We start from the raw sequence: 279 nt of genomic DNA on the forward strand, positions 1-279 counted from the left end.
GGAATATTTTGGCCACCGCGAAAGTAGTCGTTCACGTTTTTGTTTTTAAACACGAAGTACACGCCAATTAGCACCATAGCAAACAAGTACACAACCAATACCGTCATATTTTGCCAACCAAAGGCGTCACTCGCCTCAGCAATTGCTGCCAATTTTAGGCTGCTATTAAATTTATTGGCTTGATGAACGAGTATTTTTCCATCCCAAGGTAATACTGCTATTGAATTTGCTGTTTGATGAACAGGCATTGCAGCTTGATGGACAGGCATAGCCAAAAGC

At 41.6% G+C, this 279-nt stretch carries 1 protein-coding gene; it reads right to left on the reverse strand.

Annotated features, from left to right (window positions below; genetic code table 11):
• The coding region (locus tag AAEZ18_RS18710; RefSeq protein ID WP_352255896.1) for a hypothetical protein at positions 1 to 279 on the reverse strand (279 nt) is incomplete at both ends.

Origin of the sequence: Pseudoalteromonas sp. 19-MNA-CIBAN-0066 (genome assembly GCF_040308705.1) — a bacterium.
GTDB classification, from domain to species: domain Bacteria; phylum Pseudomonadota; class Gammaproteobacteria; order Enterobacterales; family Alteromonadaceae; genus Pseudoalteromonas; species Pseudoalteromonas nigrifaciens.